This window comes from Streptomyces griseicoloratus, from assembly GCF_014534645.1.
Taxonomy (GTDB): Bacteria; Actinomycetota; Actinomycetes; order Streptomycetales; family Streptomycetaceae; genus Streptomyces; species Streptomyces griseicoloratus.
Window position 1 is genome coordinate 29,202 of the sequence record NZ_JACVQF010000189.1, and the last position, 19,593, is coordinate 48,794.

18 protein-coding genes and 1 tRNA gene are annotated in these 19,593 nt (G+C 72.0%); 9 read left to right on the plus strand and 10 right to left on the minus strand.

All coding sequences use genetic code 11. The annotated features are described in order from the left end of the window. Positions 1 to 85 precede the first annotated feature (85 nt). The 3 genes from H0H10_RS15445 to H0H10_RS15455 all read right to left on the minus strand — a co-directional run bounded on the left by H0H10_RS15445 (position 86) and on the right by H0H10_RS15455 (position 3,789). Positions 86 to 1,309: a L,D-transpeptidase gene (locus H0H10_RS15445; protein WP_188181524.1), complete on the minus strand. Its 1,224-nt coding sequence runs from the start codon at positions 1,307 to 1,309 to the stop codon at positions 86 to 88. 185 nt (positions 1,310 to 1,494) lie between these two features. Further along, complete coding sequence (locus tag H0H10_RS15450) at positions 1,495 to 2,520, minus strand: P1 family peptidase (RefSeq protein WP_188181525.1); 1,026 nt, start codon at positions 2,518 to 2,520, stop codon at positions 1,495 to 1,497. A 39-nt stretch (positions 2,521 to 2,559) separates the two neighbouring features. After that, positions 2,560 to 3,789 (minus strand): low temperature requirement protein A, encoded by a 1,230-nt coding sequence (locus H0H10_RS15455; protein WP_188181526.1) that lies wholly within the window; start codon positions 3,787 to 3,789, stop codon positions 2,560 to 2,562. Positions 3,790 to 3,901: 112 nt separating this feature from the next. Between H0H10_RS15455 and H0H10_RS15460 the strand changes: the two genes are divergently transcribed. Further along, positions 3,902 to 4,084 (plus strand): hypothetical protein, encoded by a 183-nt coding sequence (locus tag H0H10_RS15460; RefSeq protein WP_188181527.1) that lies wholly within the window; start codon positions 3,902 to 3,904, stop codon positions 4,082 to 4,084. Positions 4,085 to 4,127: 43 nt separating this feature from the next. Here the strand turns inward: H0H10_RS15460 and mscL are convergent, their stop codons facing one another. From mscL to H0H10_RS15490, 6 genes are all read right to left on the minus strand, one after another. Continuing rightward, positions 4,128 to 4,598 (minus strand): large conductance mechanosensitive channel protein MscL, encoded by a 471-nt coding sequence (gene mscL / locus H0H10_RS15465; RefSeq protein ID WP_188181528.1) that lies wholly within the window; start codon positions 4,596 to 4,598, stop codon positions 4,128 to 4,130. A gap of 111 nt (positions 4,599 to 4,709) precedes the next feature. Further along, on the minus strand, positions 4,710 to 5,288 hold the full coding sequence (locus H0H10_RS15470; RefSeq protein ID WP_309141813.1) for a CpaB family protein: 579 nt from the start codon (positions 5,286 to 5,288) through the stop codon (positions 4,710 to 4,712). 279 nt (positions 5,289 to 5,567) lie between these two features. Continuing rightward, positions 5,568 to 6,410, minus strand: coding sequence for an S-methyl-5'-thioadenosine phosphorylase (locus tag H0H10_RS15475; RefSeq protein WP_188181529.1), 843 nt, complete (start codon positions 6,408 to 6,410; stop codon positions 5,568 to 5,570). 105 nt (positions 6,411 to 6,515) lie between these two features. Beyond that, entirely contained in the window at positions 6,516 to 6,821 is a 306-nt protein-coding gene (locus H0H10_RS15480; protein ID WP_188181530.1) for an FmdB family zinc ribbon protein, read from the minus strand. Positions 6,822 to 6,888: 67 nt separating this feature from the next. Continuing rightward, a complete protein-coding gene (locus tag H0H10_RS15485; RefSeq protein WP_223179951.1) occupies positions 6,889 to 8,118 on the minus strand; it encodes an MFS transporter in 1,230 nt (409 codons plus the stop codon). Positions 8,119 to 8,492: 374 nt separating this feature from the next. Continuing rightward, positions 8,493 to 10,046, minus strand: a complete 1,554-nt coding sequence (locus tag H0H10_RS15490) for a potassium/proton antiporter (protein ID WP_373566843.1) — start codon at positions 10,044 to 10,046, stop codon at positions 8,493 to 8,495. Positions 10,047 to 10,280: 234 nt separating this feature from the next. Between H0H10_RS15490 and H0H10_RS15495 the strand changes: the two genes are divergently transcribed. Beyond that, positions 10,281 to 13,094: a penicillin acylase family protein gene (locus H0H10_RS15495; protein WP_188181532.1), complete on the plus strand. Its 2,814-nt coding sequence runs from the start codon at positions 10,281 to 10,283 to the stop codon at positions 13,092 to 13,094. A 110-nt stretch (positions 13,095 to 13,204) separates the two neighbouring features. Here H0H10_RS15495 and H0H10_RS15500 read toward each other — a convergent pair whose 3' ends face one another. Next, complete coding sequence (locus H0H10_RS15500) at positions 13,205 to 13,780, minus strand: 5-formyltetrahydrofolate cyclo-ligase (protein ID WP_188181642.1); 576 nt, start codon at positions 13,778 to 13,780, stop codon at positions 13,205 to 13,207. Between the two features lie 132 nt (positions 13,781 to 13,912). Here H0H10_RS15500 and galU point away from each other — a divergent pair, with 132 nt between their 5' ends. From galU to H0H10_RS15535, 7 genes are all read left to right on the plus strand, one after another. Continuing rightward, positions 13,913 to 14,815, plus strand: coding sequence for a UTP--glucose-1-phosphate uridylyltransferase GalU (gene galU / locus H0H10_RS15505; RefSeq protein WP_188181533.1), 903 nt, complete (start codon positions 13,913 to 13,915; stop codon positions 14,813 to 14,815). 5 nt (positions 14,816 to 14,820) lie between these two features. After that, positions 14,821 to 16,158 (plus strand): molybdotransferase-like divisome protein Glp, encoded by a 1,338-nt coding sequence (glp, locus tag H0H10_RS15510; protein ID WP_188181534.1) that lies wholly within the window; start codon positions 14,821 to 14,823, stop codon positions 16,156 to 16,158. Positions 16,159 to 16,244: 86 nt separating this feature from the next. Beyond that, entirely contained in the window at positions 16,245 to 16,748 is a 504-nt protein-coding gene (gene moaC / locus H0H10_RS15515; RefSeq protein WP_188181535.1) for a cyclic pyranopterin monophosphate synthase MoaC, read from the plus strand. After that, on the plus strand, positions 16,745 to 17,284 hold the full coding sequence (locus H0H10_RS15520) for a MogA/MoaB family molybdenum cofactor biosynthesis protein (RefSeq protein WP_188181536.1): 540 nt from the start codon (positions 16,745 to 16,747) through the stop codon (positions 17,282 to 17,284). The genes moaC and H0H10_RS15520 overlap by 4 nt, the downstream gene beginning before the upstream one ends. Positions 17,285 to 17,304: 20 nt before the next feature. Then, positions 17,305 to 17,949 carry a GNAT family N-acetyltransferase gene (locus H0H10_RS15525; protein ID WP_188181643.1) on the plus strand — a complete coding sequence of 215 codons (645 nt, stop codon included), beginning with the start codon at positions 17,305 to 17,307 and terminating at the stop codon, positions 17,947 to 17,949. Between the two features lie 168 nt (positions 17,950 to 18,117). After that, on the plus strand, positions 18,118 to 19,287 hold the full coding sequence (gene sepX, locus H0H10_RS15530) for a divisome protein SepX/GlpR (RefSeq protein ID WP_188181537.1): 1,170 nt from the start codon (positions 18,118 to 18,120) through the stop codon (positions 19,285 to 19,287). Between the two features lie 74 nt (positions 19,288 to 19,361). After that, positions 19,362 to 19,435: transfer RNA gene (locus H0H10_RS15535), tRNA-Ala, on the plus strand. The last annotated feature ends 158 nt before the right edge of the window (positions 19,436 to 19,593 follow it).

The window sequence follows — 19,593 nt, forward strand, 5'->3', positions numbered from 1 at the left end:
GGAACCGAGAAAACGTACGCATGAAAAACGCGCGGGCCGCGCGAGAAGTTCCCGCGCGACCCGACGAATCGTCAAAATCCGCTGCTCAGACGGCGCTTCCGGCGACCCATTCGCTCCACGCCATGTTCCAGCCGTTGAGGCCGTTGTCCGGTGCGACCGTGCCGTCGGGGGAGTTCTTGACGATCACCACGTCCCCGATGAGCGAGCTGTCGTAGAACCGCTTGCCCGGAGTGTCGCCCTGCCCGCCCTGGACGTCCCGCAGTCCGACGCAGCCGTGACTGGTGCCCTGGCGCCCGAAGGGCGGATTGCCCGGGTTGTACCAGTAGTTGCCGTGGAGGAAGGTGCCGGACCGGGTCAGCCGCATCGCATGCGGTACGTCCGGGATGTCGTACTCGCCGCCGAAGCCGACCGTCGAGCCGTCCATGTGCGTCTGCAGGGACTTCTCGGAGATCACCATCTGCCCGTTGTACGTGGGGTTCTCCGCGCTGCCCGCCGAGATCGGGACCGACTCGATCGTCCTGCCGTCGCGCACGACCGTCATGGTCTGGGTGTTCGCGTCGACCGTGGAGACCTGCGAGCGGCCCACGGTGAAGGTGACGGTCTTCTTCTGCACGCCGTAGACGCCGTTCGCGCCCTCCACCCCGTCCAGGTCGATCTTCACCGAGACCTTGGAGCCGGACTTCCAGTACTCCTGGGGCCGGAAGTCGAGCCGCTGCGACCCGAACCAGTGCCCGACCACCTGCTGTCCGCTGCTGGAGGTGACCGTGATGTGCGACTGCACGGCCTTCCGGTCGCTGATCGCCTTGTCGAACGTGAACGACACCGGCATCCCGACGCCGACCGTGGTCCCGCCGTCCGGGGTGTAGGTGCCGATGAAGCTGTTGGCCGGGGAGACGGTGGTGAAGATCGAGTCGGCGGCGGCCGTCCGCCCGTTCGCGTCCTTCGCGGTGGCCGTGATCCGGTACTTCGTCCCCCGCTCCAGCTGCTCCTTCGGCTTCCAGCTCCGGCCGTCGCCGGTGACCGAGCCCGGCACGGCGGCACCCGTCTCCGCCACCGTCATCTTCACCTCGGTCAGCGTGCCGTCGCTGACCTTGACGCCGGTCCTGTTGATCGACGCGCCGGTGGACCCGTCCTTCGCCGAGATGGCGATCTTCGCGACGGAGGTCTTGACGGAGTCCCCGCCGCCCTTGTCGTCCTTCTTGTCGTCCGCGTTGGCGCTGCCGCCGCACGCGGTGAGGGTGAGGGCGCCGACCACCAGGGCGGCACAGGCCCCCAGTACGCGCCGCGCTGCTATGTCCGGCGTTGTCACGGGCTGCTCCAGGTTCGGGTGAAGTGTGTCGTCCACTTACAGCCCTGAAGAGGGAACCGGCGGCCGGCGAGGTTCCCGCCGGCCGCGCGGAACGCCGGTACGTGACAGAACCGCGACAATCGACCGCCACCCGGGCGTACTTGGACGCCCCGTGCGCCCGCCCGGACAGCCGGCGGGCTGCCCGGCTACCCGTACAACTCCCCGTACGACGGCCAGGCCCCGCCCGGCCCGTCCACCGGCTCGGCGGCCCGCACGGCCCGCACGATCGCGCGCGTCACCATGTCGGCGCCCGCCGCCAGAACGTCGTTCAGCGCGAGCGGCCGCCCGTCGTCCAGCGGCCGCTCCCCGGTGGCCAGCGCGAACACCGTGTCCCCGTCGTTGAGCAGGTGCACCGGCCGGACGGCACGCGCGATGCCGTCGTGCGCCGTACCGGCCAGCTTCTGCGCCTGCGCCCTGGACAGCCCGGCGTCGGTGGCCACCACGGCGAGCGTGGTGTTGAGCGGAGGCGGCGCGTTCCTCGCCGCGGCCTCGGCGAGACGCCGCCGCGCGGACTCGTGGACGCCCCGCTCCGGATACGCCACCCGCCGGCCCCGGAACAGCTCCCCGTACAGCACCCCCGTCTCCGGATCCACCGCCGATCCCGCCGCGTTGGCCACCACCAGCGCCGCCACCGTGATCCCCGACTCCAGCACCGTGCTCGCCGTGCCGATCCCGCCCTTCAGCGCCCCGACCACGGCCCCGGTACCCGCACCGACGCAGCCCTCCGGTACCCGGGCGCCGGCCGCGCTCGCGTCGGCCGCCTCGACCGCGGCCCGCCCGGTGGCCGCGTCCGGCCGCGCCCGGAAGTCGCCGCCGCGCCCCAGGTCGAAGACGCAGGCGGCGGGCACCACCGGCACGACGTGCGCCGGATCCGGCCCGACCCGCACCCCGCGCCCCCGCTCCTCCAGCCAGGCCATCACCCCGGACGCCGCGTCGAGCCCGTACGCGCTGCCGCCGGTCAGCACCACCGCCTCGATCTTCTGCACCACGTTGCGCGGGTCGAGCGCGTCGGTCTCCTTGGTGCCGGGACCGCCACCGCGCACGTCCACGGCGGCGACCGCCCCGCCCTCCGGCGCCAGCACCACCGTCGTGCCCGTGAGCCACCCGTCGCCGGTGCGCGTCGCATGCCCCACCCGCACGCCGGCGACGTCCGTCAATGCGTCAACTGTCATGCCGCCAGTGTCGTCCAGCCACCGGCACCCTCGGCGGCATCAGCCGGCCGGCGCCGCGGTGCGTCCCGCCGGACGCAGCCGGCGCGCGGTCAGCGCCACACCGGCAGCCACCGTCAGCGCCAGCACGATCCCCGCCACCAGTACCGCCCAGTCGCCGAGGAACGTGCAGCAGATCACCAGCAGCGCGGCGCTCGGCAGCACCAGCTGCTCGGCGATGCCCACCTTGAAGTGGCGCGCGTGCAGCAGCCACACCGTGAGCAGGTACAGCGCCGTCGGCAGGGTCACCGCGGCCGCCGCCGCCAGGGTGGAGATGTGCGCCTTGCCGACCGCCTGTTCCACCGCCACCTCCAGGCCCGCCCCGATCGCGGCCGCCGCCGCGAACACCAGGTAGTGGCCGTAGCCCCACACGAACGCCTGTCTGCTGGAGCGCAGACGGCCGTGGACGGGCACCACGAAGTAGATCCACCAGGCGGAGAAGACGATCAGCAGCCCGCCCGCCGCGATCGGCAGCACTTCGCCGAGGGCGTCGTTCTCGTCGATGCCCGACTTCACCGCGACCGTGGCCGCCGCGACGGTCTCGCCGAGCACGATGATCGTGAACAGCCCGTACCGCTCGGAGATGTGGTGCGGATGCCAGGCCGACATGTGCTTTCTTTCCGCATACATCGGCACGCACATCTCCAGCAGGGCCATCGCCAGGAAGAGCCACGGCCTGCCGTGCTCCGGCAGGAGCACCAGCCCCAGCCAGCCGACCTGGCAGACCAGCACGCCGCCGGCGTACCGCAGGGCCATGGTGCGCTCCGGAGGCCGGCTCGCCCGCGCCGCTCGCAGCCACTGCGCCGACAAGGCGACCCGCATGATGGCGTAGCCCAGCCACACGGCCAGGAAGTCGTGGTTGTCGAAGGCCCGGGAGACCCCCGCCGCCAGGACCAGGGCGCCGGAGATCTGCACCAGGGTGACGATCCGGTACAGCACGTCGTCGTTGTCGTACGCCGAGGCGAACCAGGTGAAGTTCATCCACGCCCACCAGATGGCGAAGAAGACCATCGCGTAGTTGAGGATCCCCTCACCCGCGTGCCCCTCGGCGACGGCGTGCACCAGCTGGACGCCCGCCTGGGCGACGGCCACGACGAAGCACAGGTCGAAGAAGAGCTCCAGCGACGAGGTGACACGGTGCGCCTCGTGGCGGGCGCGGGCCGTGAGCCTGCGCAGCGGCCTGTGGGCGTCGGACGGGCCGGAGGACGCGCCGGGAGTCGGACTGGACATCATGATCCCCAGCACAGCAGACCCGGCACGGATGTGCCTGTGGGCGGCTCCGTCCGCGGGGGAGGCGGCCGGGCGGCCGGGGCTGCGATCACCCGGAGGGCCGTACCCTGGACGCATGAGCACCGCCCCCGAACCCGACTCCGAGCCCCGCGCGCCGAAGCCCGCGCTGGTCTTCGACGACCCGCTGGACCAGCAGTCCTCGGACGACACCGACCGCGGCTGGGGCGAGCGGGCCGAGGGCGACAGCGCGGCCGACCTCAAGCGCTTCCTCGACGAGAAGCCGCCCCACCACCTGTGAGCCCTGCCGGCCGCCGCCGGTGGCCGGCGCCGCGCCGCCGGCGCTACGGCCGGTCGTGGCCCGAACCGCGCTGGGCGACCAGCGCGTCGCGGATCTCCTTGAGCACCTCCAGCTCGCTCACCTCGACGACCTCCTGCGTGCCCTCCTTGGCCTTGCGGCGTGCTTCCTGCCGGGCCAGGTACTTCGACATGGGCAGGACCATCAGGAAGTAGACGACGGCCGCGGTGATCAGGAACGTGAGCGTCGCCCCGAGCACCGAGCCCCACAGGATCCGGACACCCGTGGCGCTGTCGCCGGTGCCGGTGCACGGGCCCTTGAGGCAGGAGCTGTAGCTGTCCAGGCTCTGGGTGCCGAAGGCGCCGACCAGCGGGTTGATGACGCCCTTCACCACCGAGTTGACGATGTTGGTGAAGGCGGCACCGATGACCACCGCCACCGCCAGGTCGACGACGTTCCCGCGCATCAGGAAGGCCTTGAAGCCCTGCCAGACGCCCGGCTCCTTCTTCTCGCTCACCTCGGGGCCACTCCTCGCATGAACAGGTTATGGAACAAAACGCTCCGCAACCTACGTCAGCGTTGGGCCACCCTGTCCAATTCGGTCCCTCGATCGAGGGACTTGACAGGCTCAGCACAGCGTCACCGCCAACTGTGCCGTCGTACCGGCGCCGACCAGCCGGGGCGCGGTGGCGCGCGGCACCGAGAGCACGACCAGCGCCCCGCTCCCACCGGTCGACTCCGGGACCTCCGGCACCTCCGTCACCCGTACACCGCGCGCGACCACGGAGGTGCCGCCGCCCGTGGCGCCGTCCCGGGCGGCGATGACGTCGACCCGGTCGCCGGGGCTGAGCAGCCGCACCGTGGCCGCGTCGGCGATCCGGACCGGCGCCGCCACCAGTTCCGCGGGGTGCCGCTCGCGCACCCGGTCGGTCGCGGTCGCCGGATGCCCACGTGCCCGCTGGGCGTCCTGTGCGCCGGCGCCGGGGTGGGGGCCGGCCGCCACCAGCGCCGCCGCGGTGACGGCGAGCCCGGCGGCCACGGCCCGCCGCCGGTGCCGGACGAGCCGCCGCAGCCGGTGACATCCGCCGCCCACCCGCACGGGCGCGAAGTGCGGCACCTCGCACGTGGGCGGAGCGTCGGTGCCGGGCGGACGAGGGGAGAGGGCGGACAGGGCGGACAGGGCGGAGGACGGGGAGTACGACGGAATCGGGGAAAGCGACCAGGACGGGGACGAGGACGGGGAGGGGGAAGGAGAGGACGAGGACGGGGACGGGGACGGGGAGGGGGAAGGAGCGGACGGGGACGAGGGAAGGAAGGACACGGCGATCACCACCTGCTGCGACGAGAGTCCGGCCCACCCGGACCGGCTGGCGATCTCCACGATGCGGCCTCGCGCCACCGCCCGCCGGAGCCCGTGTGCTACCGACGGGTTGTGGACAACTCCCTCACCCGAACGAGAGATTCCCCGCCCGCCACGGCCGCGCGATCACGGCAGCGCGATCCCCGGATCCATGCCGCCCAGCGCCGTCGCGCACGGGCAGTCCCGCTCCCCGGTCGCCGGCAGCGCGGCCACCGCGTCGAACAGCACGCCCCGCAGCCGGTCCACGTTCGCGGCGAACACCCGCAGCACCTCCTCGTGCGAGACGCCCTCGCCGCTCTCCGCGCCGGCGTCGAGGTCGGTGACGAGGGTCAGCGACGTGTAGCAGAGCTCCAGCTCACGGGCGAGTGCCGCCTCCGGATGCCCGGTCATGCCCACCACCGACCAGCCCTGCGCCCGGTGCCACAGCGACTCGGCGCGGGTCGAGAAGCGCGGCCCCTCGACCACGACCAGGGTGCCGCCGTCCACCGGCTCCCAGTCCTGGCCCCGAGCCGCCTTCAGCGCGGCGGCCCGGCCGGCCGGGCAGTAGGGGTCGGCCAGCGACACGTGCACCACGTTCGGCATGGTGCCGTCGGGCAGCGGCAGCCCGTCGAAGTACGTCTGCGCGCGGGACTTGGTCCGGTCGACGAACTGGTCCGGCACCAGCAGCGTGCCCGGCCCGTACTCGGGCTGCAGGCCGCCGACCGCGCAGGGGCCGAGGACCTGGCGCACGCCGGCCGACCTGAGCGCCCACAGGTTGGCCCGGTAGTTGATCCGGTGCGGCGGCAGGTGGTGGCCGCGGCCGTGCCGGGGGAGGAAGGCAACCCGCCGGCCGGCGACCTCACCGAGGAAGAGGGAGTCGCTGGGCGGCCCGTAGGGCGTGTCCACCTGGACCTCGGTCACGTCGTCGAGGAACGAGTAGAAACCGGAGCCGCCGATCACGCCGATCTCGGCGTTCACCTTGTTCGCCATGCCCGAAACCCTAGCTCCCGGGGCGAACCCGTGTACGCCGAAGACCCTGTCGTCCGGCGACGACAGGGTCCCGTGGGACCGGCCGGGTCCCTGAAGCGAAGAGGGTTACGCGGCGGTGCTGCTGCTGGTGGTGGAGCCGGCGGAGCCGGAGCCCGACGACGAACCCGAGTCCGAGGAGGACGTCGACGAGGACGAGGACTTCGACGACGAGGCCGGCGAGCTGCTGGACGAGGCGCCGCGGCTGTCGTTGCGGTAGAAGCCGGAGCCCTTGAAGACAATGCCGACGGCCGAGAACACCTTCTTCAGGCGGCCCTTGCAGTTCGGGCACTCGGTCAGGGCGTCGTCGGTGAACTTCTGCACCGCCTCGAGGCCCTCGCCGCACTCGGTGCACTGGTACTGATAGGTCGGCACTGTGTTCCTCCTGGCACTCTCACTCAATGAGTGCTAACGACGGTCCATACTGACGTATTCCGAGGGATCAGTCCACTGCGGCGGGGGAGCGGTGACCGACGCCACGCGCGACGGTACGGCCGCCGGGCCGCGCCGCGAGCCGCGACCGCAGCGCCACCAGGACCGCCAGCGCCAGCACCGTGCCGCCCATCGGCACCAGGAACCCGGCGCCGTCCCGGAACCGGTCCTCCAGTTGTCCGGCGACCGTGACGGCGGCCGCCTGGCCCAGGGCGACGGCGCCGGTCAGCCAGGTGAACGCCTCGGTTCGGGCGCGGGCGGGGACCAGGTCATCGACCAGGGTGTAGCCGGTGACCAGGGCCGGGGCGATGCACATGCCGACGAGCAGGCCGAGGCCGGCCAGGACGAGCACCGAGTGCGCGGCCCACAGGCCGGAGGCGGTCAGCGCGAGGGCGGTGTAGCCGACGAGGAGACGCTGCTGCGGGGCGGCCTTCCAGGCGATGGCACCGCAGGCGAGGCCGGAGAGCATGTTGCCCGCGGCGAAGACGCCGTACAGGACGCCGTTCAGGCCGGGCTCGCCGATCGACTCGGTGAACGCGGCCAGCGAGACCTGCATGCCGCCGAAGACGGAGCCGATGCCCAGGAAGGTCACGATCAGCACGCGCACCCCGGGGACGCGCAGGGCCGAGACGTGCTCCACGCGCGCGTGGTCGCCGTCGGCGCCGCCGACCCGCGGCTGCGTGCTCTTCTGCGCGGCGAACAGCAGACCACCGACCAGCGTCAGGGCGGCCTCGGTGACCAGGCCGGCGGCCGGGTCCACGGCCGTGCACAGGGCGGTGGCGACCAGCGGGCCGAGGACGAAGGTCAGCTCGTCCGTGACGGACTCGAAGGCCGCGGCCGTGCTCATCAGGGGCGAGCCCTTGAGCTTCACGCCCCAGCGGGCCCGGACCATGGGACCGATCTGCGGCACCGAGGCACCCGTCGGCACGGCCGCCGCGAACAGCGCCCACAGGGGAGCGCCGGCGAGCGCCAGGGCCGTCAGGGTCAGGCCCGACAGGGCGTGCACGAGCACGCCGGGCAGCAGGACGGCCCGCTGCCCGTAGCGGTCGGCGAGCCGGCCGCTGTAGGGGGCGAACAGGGCCATGGAGACGCCGGTGACGGCCGCGGCGGCGCCCGCGGCACCGTAGGAGCCGGTGGTGTGCTGCACCAGCAGCACGATGGAGATCGTCAGCATGGCGAACGGCTGGCGTGCCGCGAAGCCGGGCAGCAGGAACGTCCAGGCGCCGCGGGTGCGCAGCAGCTGTCCGTATCCGGGGCGGGAGGAGGCGGGCGCGGTGTGCTGCCGCTCCTCCGGCGCGTTCGCCGACCCTTCCGGCGTGTTCGCCGGCTCCTTCGGCTTCTTCGACGGGGTGACCGTGGATGCCACGGCCCGTGCCTTTCTGCCGCCTGGTAGCGCCGACCCCTGTTGTGGCTGGTCACCGTGCGGGGAGCGCCGAGAGCTGTCCTCTTGCGCGGACTGCGGTAGATACCGGGGCCCGGTGCGGAAGGGGGCGTTCCGGCCGCCATACGGTCGCGCCAGCTCTGCGTCAGGCAGAGTTGGTTCGATCAGGTGACGCCTTCATCGTACAGGGATCAATGGGGCGTGCCCTGTGAAAGCGAGCACGCCCGCCGCGCTCACCTGCGAATGCCGTTCCCGTTGCCGGTGGTCCCCAGCCAGCCGGCGAGCTTGCCGCCGCGGCCGACCGCGCGCAGCCGCGCCTCGGCGGCGTCGCGCACGGGATCCGTGGCGACCACGAGGAGCTCGTCGCCGCGCCGCAGTCCCGTCGTCGGCAGGGGGACGAACGACTTCCCCTCGCGGACGACCAGCGTGACGGCGGCCCCGGCCGGCAGCCGCAGCTCGCTGATCTCGACGCCGTGCATCCGCGACCCCTCGGGGATCGTGACGGACAGCAGATGGCCGCGCAGCCGCTCCAGGGGCGCCGACTCGATCCCGAGGTCGGCGGCCTCGTCGCTCTTGCCCAGGCGCAGCTTGCGGGCGAGCCAGGGCAGGGTCGGCCCCTGGACCAGGGTGTAGATGCAGACGAGGACGAAGACGATGTTGAAGATACGGCGGCTGCCCGCGACGCCCTCGACCATGGGGATGGTCGCCAGGATGATGGGCACGGCGCCGCGCAGTCCCGCCCAGGACATCAGGGTCTGCTCCTGCCACGGCACCCGGAACGGGACCAGGCACAGCACGACGCTCAGCGGACGGGCGACCATGGTGAGCACCAGTCCGATCAGGAGGGCGGGCACGATGTCGTCGCCCAGTTCGTGCGGGGTGACCAGCAGGCCGAGCAGCACGAACATGCCGATCTGGGCGAGCCAGCCGAGCCCGTCGGCGAAACCGCGCGTCGCGGGCCAGTGCGGCAGCCTGGCGTTGCCCATGACCATCGAGGCGAGGTAGACGGCGAGGAAGCCGCTGCCGTGGGCGAGGGCGCCGGCCGCGTAGGCGGAGACGGCGATCGCCATGACGGCGATCGGGTAGAGGCCGGAGGCCGGCAGCGCCACGTGCCTGAGCCCCCACGAGCCCAGCCAGCCCACCGCGAGGCCGATGGCCGCGCCGATGGCCAGCTCCAGGGCGATCTCGCCCAGCAGCACGTACCAGTGCTCCATCGGGCCGGCCGTGGAGAAGGCGACCACGAGGATGACCACCGGGGCGTCGTTGAAGCCGGACTCGGCTTCCAGCGTGCCCGTTATGCGCGAGGGCAGGGGGATCCTGCGCAGCACCGAGAAGACCGCCGCCGCGTCCGTGGAGGACACCACCGCGCCGACGATCAGCGCCTGCCGCCACTCCAGCCCGGTCAGGTAGTGCGCGCCCGCCGCCGTCACCCCGACGCTCACCGCGACCCCGGCCAGCGCGAGTGCCGAGGCGGCCGGCAGGGCCGGTTTGATCTCCTTCCACTTCGTGCCCAGACCGCCTTCGGCCAGGATCACGACCAGGGCGCCGTACCCGATGACCTGGACCAGTTCGGCGTCGTCGAACTGGATGTCGCCGATGCCGTCCTGGCCCATGGCGATGCCGATGGCCAGGTAGACGAGCAGGCTGGGGAGCCCGCTGCGCGAGGAGATCCGGACCGCCGCGACGGCGATGAGCAGGACGAGCGAGCAGACGAGCAGGAGCTGGTTGAGGTGGTGGACAGTCAGCGGCCGTTCCCTTCCCTGGCGCACAGCGCGCACAGCGCCCACGCGCGGCGCACATCCATGGCACACGAGGCCGCGGACCCCGCGGCCAACTACTTCGTTACCTTACCTAACTCTTGACGATTTCTTGACGCTCGGCTTGGCAAGATCGAACGCCCGTGCTCGCCGGTTCCCCGACTCCGCGTCAAGGGGCAGCGGGCCCTGCGCCTATGGTTGCTCCAGCGCTCAGTAGAAAGCACAGCCCGCCCTGCCGCTCGTGTTAGGACAGCAAGGACAGCGATGCCGCCCACCAACACCGCCTCTTCGGGTCAGCAGCCCGGCAAGTCCGGCAGGAAAAAGGGGCGCAAAGCGCGCCTGATCGCCCTCGTGCTGGTACTGGCCGTCATCGGCGGCCTCGCCTACGGGGCGTACTGGTCGATCAGCACGGTCCGTGCCTCCTTCCCGCAGACCGAGGGGTCGATCACGCTGGAGGGCCTGTCGGGACCCGTCGACGTCAAGCGCGACGACTACGGCATCCCGCAGATCTACGCCTCCTCCGAGGAGGACCTGTTCATGGCGCAGGGCTACGTCCAGGCCCAGGACCGGTTCTACGAGATGGACGTGCGCCGCCACATGACCTCCGGGCGCCTGTCGGAGATGTTCGGCAAGAGCCAGGTCGACAACGACGAGTTCCTGCGCACCCTGGGCTGGGACCGGGTGGCGAAGGAGGAGTACGACAAGAAGCTGTCGGCCTCCACGAAGAAGTACCTCCAGGCGTACGCCAAGGGGGTCAACGCCTACCTGGAGGGCAAGGACGGCGCGGACATCTCCCTGGAGTACGCCGCCCTCGGGTTCACCAACGACTACAAGCCGCAGGCGTGGACCCCGGTCGACTCCGTCGCCTGGCTGAAGGCGATGGCCTGGGACCTGCGCGGCAACATGCAGGACGAGGTCGACCGCGCCCTGATGACCAGCCGGCTCGGCCCCAAGCAGATCGCCGACCTGTACCCGGCGTACCCGTACAGCCGCAACGGGGCGATCGTCCAGGACGGCCAGTACGACGAGCTGACGCAGACGTTCGACGGCAGCGGGGCGTCCGGCACCGGCGAGGACTCCGGCACGGGCACCGGTACCGGCACGGGCACCGGCACCGGTACCGGCACGGGCCTCGGTACGGGAGCGGGCACCGGCACAGGAACGGGCACGGGCGCCGGCCTGCAGAGTCAACTGTCCGCCCTCCAGAACGTCCTGGACGACCTGCCCACCGCCGTCGGTGTGAACGGCAACGGCATCGGCTCCAACTCCTGGGTCGTCTCCGGCGAGCACACCATCACCGGCAAGCCGCTGCTCGCCAACGACCCGCACCTGTCGCCGTCGCTGCCCTCCGTCTGGTACCAGATGGGCCTGCACTGCCGCACGGTCTCCGCCAAGTGCCAGTACGACGTCTCCGGCTACACCTTCGCGGGCATGCCCGGCGTGGTCATCGGCCACAACCAGGACATCGCCTGGGGCCTGACCAACTCCGGCGTCGACGTCACCGACCTGTACCTGGAGAAGATCACCGGCGACGGCTACCAGTACGACGGCAAGGTGGTCCCCTTCAAGACGCGCGAGGAGACCATCAAGGTCGCCGGCGGAGCGCCCAAGAAGATCGTCGTCCGCGAGACCAACAACGGCCCCCTGCTGTCCGACCGCGACGACGAGCTCGTGAAGGTCGGGCGGAAGGCCACCGTCGACACCGCGGCACCCGACCGCGGCGACGGCTACGGCGTCGCCCTGCGCTGGACCGCGCTGGAGGCGGGCACCACGATGGACGCCGTCTTCGCGATGGACCGGGCGAAGAACTGGGAGGACTTCCGCGAGGCCGCCGCCCTGTTCGACGTGCCCTCGCAGAACCTGGTCTACGCCGACACCGACGACCACATCGGCTACACGCTGCCCGGAAAGATCCCGGTGCGCGCGGAGAAGCACGACGGTTCCGTCCCCGCGCCGGGCTGGGACCCCGACTACCGCTGGACCGGCGAGTACATCGACCAGGACGAGCTGCCGTACGAGTACGACCCCGACCGCGGCTACATCGTGACCGCCAACCAGGCCGTGATAGACGGGGAGAAGTACCCGTACACGCTGACCACGGACTGGGGTTACGGCACCCGCAGCCAGCGCATCACCTCCCTGATCGAGCAGAAGATCAAGGACGGCGGCAAGATCTCCACCGACGACATGCGCCAGATGCAGCTGGACAACAGCAGCGAGATCGCCAAGCTGCTCGTGCCCCAGCTGCTGAAGATCGACGTCGAGGACAAGGACGTCCGCCAGGCGCAGAAGCTTCTGGAGGGCTGGGACTACACCCAGGACGCCGACTCGGCGGCGGCCGCCTACTTCAACGCCGTCTGGCGCAACATCCTCAAGCTCGCCTTCGGCAACAAGCTGCCCAAGGAGCTGCGGGTCGAGGGCCAGTGCCTGTGGGTCGACCCGGTCAACACCACCGGGCCCGCGGACGAGACGAACAAGGTCCGCGAGTGCGGTCAGCGGGACGCCGACCAGGCGCAGCCGGACGGCGGCGACCGCTGGTTCGAGGTGGTCCGCAACCTCATGGACGACCCCGACAGCGACTGGTGGACGACGCCCAAGTCCGGCACCCGCAAGGGCGCCGACAACCGCGACGACCTGTTCAAGCGCGCCATGGTCGACGCCCGCTGGGAGCTGACCGCCAAGCTCGGCAAGGACATCGACACCTGGAACTGGGGCCGGCTGCACCGCCTGTTCCTGAACAACCAGACCCTCGGCACCGAGGGCCCGGGCTTCCTGAAGTACGCCCTCAACCGGGGCCCGTGGAAGCTCAGCGGCGGCGAGGCGGCGGTCAACGCCACCGGCTGGAACGCGGCCGGCGGCTACGAGGTGGTGTGGGTGCCGTCCATGCGGATGGTGGTCAACCTCGGCGACCTCGACAAGTCGCGGTGGATCAACCTGTCCGGCGCCTCCGGGCACGCCTACAGCGCCCACTACACCGACCAGACGGACAAGTGGGCCGAGGGCGAGCTGCTGCCGTGGTCGTTCTCGAAGAAGGCGGTCGACGACGGCACGACCGACACGCTGGTGCTCAAGCCCTGAGCACGCGCCCCTGACGGAAACGGCCTCCACGCACGCGTGGAGGCCGTTTTTCCGTGTCCGGAGCGACCGGAGCGACCGGAGTGACCAGAGCGACCGGAGCTTCTGGGCGGTCAGCGGAACCGCCGCACCCCCGACGGGGTCACCACCGCGTCCACCGGACGGTCGTGGGGCTCCTCGGGGACGTGCGCGACGACCTCGGAGTCGTACAGCAGCACCAGCAGCGCGGGACGCGACCGCGCCCGCTCCAGACGCGCGAGGACCCGGTCGTAGGAGCCGCCGCCCCGCCCCAGCCGCATCCCGCGCTCGTCGACCGCCAGGCCCGGCAGCAGCACGACGTCGGCGGCCGTCACCGCGTCCGGCCCCAGGCGCTCGCCGGCGGGCTCGAACAGGGCCATCCGGCCACCGCGCTCCACGCGCGCGAGGGAGCCCTCCCCGGTATAGGTGCCCCAGTCCAGGTCGTTGTCGGGCAGCAGCACGGGCAGCAGGACGCGCACGCTTCGTGCGCGCAGCGCGTCGAGCAGCGCGAGGGTGCCCGGCTCGGCGCCCACGGACACGTAGGCCGCCACCGTGCGCGCCCGTGCCAGCTCCGGCAGACCGAGCGCCCGCTCGGCCAGCGCACCCGCTGCCGCCCGCACGTCATCGGCTGGCAAACTGTTCCTCACCTTGAGGAACTCCCGCCGCAACATCCGCTTGTCAGGCTCGGCCGCACGTCCGATGTGACTCAAAGGTCGCTCCCGTACCGTTCCAATGCGCTCATATGAGCGTCAATCATCCGGACCCACAGATTCTCCCTAAAGGCACCGGATATGGTGTCGGGCATGACTCAGTCGCACCCCAGGATCAGCAAGGCTGTCATCCCCGCAGCGGGCCTCGGTACCCGGTTCCTCCCGGCCACCAAGGCCACTCCCAAGGAGATGCTGCCGGTCGTGGACAAGCCGGCGATCCAGTACGTGGTCGAGGAGGCCGTGTCCGCGGGCCTCGACGACGTCCTCATGGTGACGGGCCGCAACAAGCGCCCCCTGGAGGACCACTTCGACCGCAACTACGAGCTGGAGTCCGCCCTGGAGAAGAAGGGCGACACCGAGCGGCTGGGCAAGGTCCAGGAATCCAGCGACCTCGCGATGATCCACTACGTCCGCCAGGGCGACCCCAAGGGCCTCGGCCACGCGGTCCTGTGCGCCGCCCCGCACGTCGGCGACGAGCCCTTCGCGGTCCTGCTCGGCGACGACCTGATCGACCCGCGCGACCCGCTCCTGCAGCGCATGATCGAGGTCCAGGCCCAGTACGGCGGCAGTGTCATCGCCCTCATGGAGGTCGCGCCGGAGCAGATCCACCTCTACGGATGCGCCGCCGTGGACACCACCGAGGACGGCGACGTCGTCAAGGTCAGCGGTCTGGTGGAGAAGCCCGACGCGGCCGACGCCCCCTCCAACTACGCCGTCATCGGCCGCTACGTCCTCGACCCGCACGTCTTCGACATACTGCGCCGCACCCAGCCCGGCCGCGGCGGCGAGATCCAGCTCACCGACGCCCTCCAGCAGCTCGCCGCGGACGAGAAGGTCGGCGGCCCGGTGCACGGCGTCGTCTTCAAGGGCCGCCGCTACGACACCGGTGACCGCAGCGACTATCTGCGTGCCATTGTCAGACTGGCGTGCGAACGTGAGGACCTGGGCCCGGACTTCCGGACCTGGCTTCGCAGTTACGTAGCCGAGGAGATGTAACGACGTTGAGCAGCGCCGCGCCCCGCGACACCGGTGACGACCGCTCCGGCCCGGACCGCCTGTGGTCGGTGGACGAGCACCTGGAGGACGTCCTCGCCACGGTCCGCCCCCTCGAACCCATCGAGCTGAACCTGCTCGACGCCCAGGGCTGCGTCCTGGTCGACGACGTCACGGTCCCGGTCTCCCTGCCGCCGTTCGACAACAGCTCCATGGACGGGTACGCGGTGCGGGTCGCCGACGTCACGGGCGCGAGCGAGGAGTTCCCGGCCGTCCTGGAGGTCGTCGGGGACGTCGCGGCGGGCCGGGCCGACCCGCCCACCGTGGGTCCGGGCCAGGCCGCCCGCATCATGACCGGTGCCCCGCTGCCGCCCGGCGCCGAGACCGTCGTCCCCGTCGAGTGGACCGACGGCGGCCTCGGCGAGGGCCCGGTCGCCGGCATGCGCGCCCGCAGCCTGGCCCCCGAGGGCGCCGAGGGCGAGGTGCACGTGTACCGCCCGGCCGAGGCTCGCGCGCACGTGCGCGCGAAGGGCAGCGACGTCAAGGCCGGCGACCCCGCCCTCAGGGCCGGCACGGTCCTCGGCCCGCCCCAGATCGCCCTGCTGGCCGCGATCGGCCGCGGCCGGGTCCGCGTGCGCCCGCGCCCGCGCGTGGTGGTGCTGTCCACCGGCAGCGAACTCGTCCAGCCCGACGAGGAACTGGGGCACGGTCAGATCTACGACTCCAACAGCTTCGCCCTGACCGCCGCCGCCCGCGACGCCGGCGCGATCGCCTACCGCGTGGGCGCCGTCGCCGACGACGCCGACACACTGCGGTCCACGATCGAGGACCAGCTGGTCCGCGCCGACCTGATGGTCACCACGGGCGGGGTGAGCGTCGGCGCCTACGACGTGGTCAAGGAGGCGCTGGCGCACGTCGCCGACGAGGACGAGCCGGGCAGCGGCGTGGAGTTCCGCAAGCTGGCCATGCAGCCGGGCAAACCCCAGGGTTTCGGCTCCATCGGCCCCGACCACATCCCGCTGCTGGCCCTGCCCGGCAACCCGGTGTCGTCGTACGTCTCCTTCGAGCTGTTCGTCCGCCCCGCGATCCGCACCCTCATGGGCCTGAAGGACGTCCACCGCCCGACGGCCACCGCCACCCTGTCCGCCGACAAGGCGCTGACCTCGCCGAAGGGACGCCGCCAGTTCCTGCGCGGCACCTACGCCGACGGCACGGTCACCCCGGTCGGCGGGGCCGGATCCCACCTGGTGGCGGCCCTGGCGCACGCCGACGCGCTGATCGTCGTCCCCGAGGACGCCGAGTCCGTCGAGCCCGGCGCCGAGGTCGAGGTGGTCCTGCTCGGCTGACCCCACCGGGTTGGCGGTACCGTGTCGCGCACAGCAGGCCCGCGCGCCGCACCGCGCCGGGCCCGGACCGGGAGCGCCACACGAGCATGAGCACGCAGGACCGACCCACCGAGGACACGCAGGACCGACTGACGCACATCGACGAGGCGGGCGCCGCCCGCATGGTCGACGTCTCCGGCAAGGACGTGACCGCGCGCACCGCACGCGCGAGCGGACGCGTCCTCGTCGCGCCCCGCGTGATCGAGCTGCTGCGCGGCGAGGGCGTCCCCAAGGGCGACGCCCTGGCCACCGCGCGGATCGCGGGCATCATGGGCGCCAAACGCACCCCCGACCTGATCCCGCTGTGCCACCCCTTGTCGGTCTCCGGTGTGAAACTGGAACTGTCGGTCGCGGACGACGCCGTGGAGATCACCGCCACGGTGAAGACGACGGATCGTACGGGCGTCGAGATGGAGGCCCTCACCGCGGTCTCCGTCGCCGCGCTCACCGTGGTCGACATGGTCAAGGCGGTCGACAAGGGAGCGGTCATCACGGACGTGCGGGTGGAGGAGAAGACGGGCGGCAAGTCGGGCGACTGGAGCCGGGCATGACAGCGCACACGCCGGCCGGGGGCGCCGTCGTCGCGCCGTACGCCGCTCTCGTGGTCACCGCCTCCAACCGGGCCGCCGCCGGGGTCTACGAGGACAAGGGCGGTCCGCTGATCGCCGAGGGCCTGCGCCGCTTCGGCTTCGCCGTCGACGGCCCCCAGGTCGTGCCCGACGGCGACCCCGTCGAGGCCGCCCTCCGCGCCGGCACCGACGCCGGCTACGACGTGATCGTCACCACCGGGGGCACCGGCATCTCGCCCACCGACCGCACCCCCGAGGCGACCCGGGCGGTGATCGAGTACGAGGTCCCGGGCATCGCGGAGGCCATCCGGGCGTACGGCCGGGACAAGGTGCCGACCGCGGTGCTCTCCCGGGGTCTGGCCGGAGTGGCGAAGGGCACGCTGATCGTCAACCTGCCGGGGTCCACCGGCGGGGTCAGGGACGGCCTGGCCGTGCTGGAGCCCCTGCTCGTCCACGCCGTCGACCAGATCCGCGGCGGTGACCACCCCAGACCGGCCGTCAGTGGGGGTGCGAGCTGAACAGCCCATCCTGGCCCGTGGTGCTGAGGGACGGCGAGATCGTCCTGAGGCCGATACGGCTGCGCGACCAGCGGGCCTGGCGCGAGGTCAACCGGCGCAACCGCGACTGGCTCAGGCCGTGGGAGGCGACGATCCCGCCGCCCGCGCCCGGCGGGCCCCTCGCGCACCGGCCGACCTACCGCCAGATGGTCCGCCACCTGAGGTCCGAGGCGAACGCGGGCCGGATGCTGCCGTTCGTCATCGAGTACCAGGGGCGTCTGGTCGGGCAGTTGACGGTCGCCGGGATCACCTGGGGCTCGATGTGCTCGGGGCACGTCGGCTACTGGGTGGACGAGGCGGTGGCCGGCCGCGGGGTGATGCCGACGGCCGTGGCGCTCGTCGTGGACCACTGTTTCCGCACGGTCGGGCTGCACCGCGTCGAGGTCTGCATTCGCCCCGAGAACGGGCCGAGCCGCCGGGTCGTGGAGAAACTCGGATTCCGCGAGGAGGGGCTCAGGCCGCGTTATCTGCACATCGACGGGGCCTGGCGCGACCATCTGGTGTTCGCGCTCACCGCGGAAGAGGCCCCCGAGGGACTGCTGCGGCGCTGGCACCGGTCACGGGCTCGCGGCGCATCCCACGGCACCTCGGAGAATCCCGCCCGGCCGGGCACCGGAATTGAATAAACGTTCGAAATTGATCGATTGGTGACCATCCGGAGGCGGGAAATTCGCCGCCCTGACGGCCGGCTGATCGCGTCGGTCACAAAAAAAGTTCGAAATATCAGCCAGATCGTGCGACACACCGGCCCAATTGGCGGATGGCCCCACGCAAACCCCTCTACCGTGTGAGGCGTGAGCAGCAGCGGCCTCATCTACGCAGTCATCGTCGGGGCCTGGGCCGCCTACTTGGTGCCGATGTGGCTCCGTAGGCAGGACGAGCTGAACGAGGCCCGTCCGACGGAACGCTTCAGTACCGCCATCCGGCTGCTGTCCGGACGGGCGGGCATGGAGCGCCGGTACGCCAAGGACCTGCGGTCGCGCCCCGCCGACGAGGCGGAGCACGACGAGGACGACCCGGATGCCGTCACCGACTCGGTGGACGTCCGGGCCTTCGCCGTGTCCAGAACGCGCCGGCACACCCGGCAGACCGCGTCGCAGCACATCGCGGACCGGCCCGCACCCGCGCGCGGAGCGACGGACGAGTCCGTGGACGACTCCAGAGCCCGCCAGGCACCCGTGTCACCGGCGGCCGCGGCCCGCGCCCGCCGTTCGAAGGTGCTCGCACGGCGCCGGCGGACCACCGTCGTGCTCTTCCTCGCCTTCACCCTCGGTTCGATCGTCGCGGCCGTCGGCGGACTGGCCTTCCTGTGGGCACCCGGCGTGCCCGCGGTCATGCTCAGCGCGTACATCGCCTACCTGCGCTCCCAGGAGCGCCGCCGGTTCGCCTTCCAGATGGACCGGCGCCTGGCCGAGGCCGCGGCGCAGCGGCTGCGGGAGCGCGACCGCCAGCCCCGGCGGCGCGCGTCCGCCGAGGCGGTCGGCGACCCCGACGCCGAGGAGCCGGACGAGGGACCCGACACCGAGGCCGACCCGGGCCTGTCCGCCCTCGCCGCGGACCGGCGGGCCCTGGTGGAGCAGACCGACCACGCCGAGTGGGTCGACCAGCAGCGCGAGCGGCAGCAGCGGCCGGGACAGGGCGAGAGCTGGGACCCGGTGCCCGTGCCGCTGCCCACCTACGTGACCGCACCCGTCGCGCCCCGCGCCACGGCCGACGTGGACCTCGCGGCCCCCGACGCCTGGAGCTCGGCCCGGTCCGGGCCGGTCGTCCCGGACGCGCAGGACGCGGCGGCCGCCCCCGAGCCGGACCGTTCCCCGGCCCCTCGCACGGAGGAGCGGCCGGAGAGCGCCGGCCGCAGCGACGCCCGCCGCGCCGCGTCCGCCCGCCGGGCCCGCGAGCGGGGCCGCACGCCGCTGTTCGACCAGTACGAGGACGGCGACCGTCCCCGCGCGGCCAACGAGTAGGCCGCCCCGCGGCCGTGTCCCGGAAGGGATTTTTGAGCAGGCCGATCGGGATGCTAAAGTTTCACTCGTTGCAAGGGCCTGTGGCGCAGTCCGGTAGCGCACCTCGTTCGCATCGAGGGGGCCAGGGGTTCAAATCCCCTCAGGTCCACGCAGCTCAAAGCCCCGGTAGGGAACTCCCGACCGGGGCTTTGACATGTTGTAGGGCAGCGCGGTTCATGCCCTGCAGCATTGGCGTCGGTCAGCGGGTGCCGTATGTTCCGAGCTCTGCCGGGATCCCTCGGCGGAACGGTTCCTCGCTGGAGAAGT

Coding starts and splice junctions, on each gene's coding strand:
- H0H10_RS15475 (WP_188181529.1), bottom strand. CDS start 6,410: ATGGCGAACAAGGTGAACGCCGAGATCGGCGTGATCGGCGGCTCCGGT.
- H0H10_RS15495 (WP_188181532.1), top strand. CDS start 10,281: ATGCCGCCCACCAACACCGCCTCTTCGGGTCAGCAGCCCGGCAAGTCC.
- H0H10_RS15450 (WP_188181525.1), bottom strand. CDS start 2,520: ATGACAGTTGACGCATTGACGGACGTCGCCGGCGTGCGGGTGGGGCAT.
- moaC (WP_188181535.1), top strand. CDS start 16,245: ATGAGCACGCAGGACCGACCCACCGAGGACACGCAGGACCGACTGACG.
- H0H10_RS15520 (WP_188181536.1), top strand. CDS start 16,745: ATGACAGCGCACACGCCGGCCGGGGGCGCCGTCGTCGCGCCGTACGCC.
- H0H10_RS15500 (WP_188181642.1), bottom strand. CDS start 13,780: ATGTTGCGGCGGGAGTTCCTCAAGGTGAGGAACAGTTTGCCAGCCGAT.
- H0H10_RS15455 (WP_188181526.1), bottom strand. CDS start 3,789: ATGATGTCCAGTCCGACTCCCGGCGCGTCCTCCGGCCCGTCCGACGCC.
- H0H10_RS15460 (WP_188181527.1), top strand. CDS start 3,902: ATGAGCACCGCCCCCGAACCCGACTCCGAGCCCCGCGCGCCGAAGCCC.
- galU (WP_188181533.1), top strand. CDS start 13,913: ATGACTCAGTCGCACCCCAGGATCAGCAAGGCTGTCATCCCCGCAGCG.